Source organism: Rathayibacter sp. PhB1, assembly GCF_004362935.1.
Taxonomy (GTDB): domain Bacteria; phylum Actinomycetota; class Actinomycetes; order Actinomycetales; family Microbacteriaceae; genus Rathayibacter; species Rathayibacter festucae.
The window spans coordinates 1-1213 of record NZ_SNYD01000019.1; the positions used below are offsets into that span (position 1 = coordinate 1).

A 1213-nucleotide genomic window follows, 5' to 3' on the forward strand; every position below is an offset into this window, starting at 1 on the left:
CATGCTGGTCGAGTAGCCGCGCAGCGGCGTATCGAGACCCCTTGTGGTCAAGTGGTTGTTGCAACGAGGAGTTGGTCGAGGCGTTGGGCGGGGGTGGCCCAGTCGAGGGTTTTGCGGGGGCGGGTGTTGAGTTCTTCGGCGATGGTGTCGAGTTGTGTCTGGGTGTAGGTGCGGAAGTCGGTGCTGCTGCGGGGGAAGTATTGGCGCAGGAGTCCGTTGGTGTTCTCGTTCGATCCTCGTTGCCAGGGCGAGTGGGGGTCGGCGAAGAACACGCGGCAGTCGGTGGCGAGGGTGAAGGTGGCGTGGCGGGCCATCTCGATGCCCTGGTCCCAGGTCAGGGTGCGCCGCAGATGCTCGGGGAGTCGGTGCATGAGGGTGGTGAGCACGGCGGTCACGTTTCCGCTGGTGCGGTCCTCGGGGAGGGAGCCGAGCATCACGTAGCGGGTGGAGCGTTCCACGAGGGTGATGATCGCGGACGAGCCTCGCGCGCCGATCACGAGGTCGCCTTCCCAGTGCCCGGGAACGGCGCGGTCCTCGGCCTCGGCGGGGCGGGTGCTGATGTTGAAGTCCTTCGCCCAGAGCCGGCCCGATCGAGCGGCCCGAGCTCCTCGGGACTGCGGGCGGCGGGAGGCGCGTCCTGAGCGCAGCAGCATTTCGTGCGCGAGCTCTCGGCGCAGCTCTCCGCGGGTCTGGTAGTAGATCGCCTGATAGATCGTCTCGTGAGACACGTGATACTCCGGTCGGTCAGGGAACTCGCTCTTCAGCCAAGCAGACACCTGCGACGGGGACCACTTGCTCCGCAGCTTCTGCTCGACCAGACCCCATAACAGCGGCGACGCGGCCGGCCGCCTCGCTATGAGCTTGCGTGTCTTCGGGCGCTTGGCCCGCTGATCCGCTTTGCGCTGCGCCACGGACGCCGAGTACGCCCACCGGTACTCACCCCCCAACCCCGGACCCGTCCCCTCCGCCACCGACCGGCGACGACCCGGATGCCGCACGACCATTCCAGCGGTGTGGGCACCCCGATACACGTTGTTGCGTTTGAGCTCCCGCCACACCGTCGTGCGATCACGTTGGATCAGCTCCGCGATCTCCGGGAACCGCAGCCCCCGGGCGAACAACACCGCGATCTGACCCCGCTCACCCGCATCCAACCGACGACCCGGCATGCAACCACCCCTCCGTTGCAACAACCGTATGAAACCGCCCCCGG

General features: G+C 67.4%; 1 protein-coding gene. It reads right to left on the reverse strand.

Annotation, left to right across the window (positions count from 1 at the left end; genetic code table 11):
* Window positions 1-47: 47 nt before the first annotated feature.
* A partial coding sequence (locus EDF17_RS19655) for an IS30 family transposase (protein WP_208110662.1) occupies window positions 48-1213 on the reverse strand: 1166 nt, incomplete at its 5' end.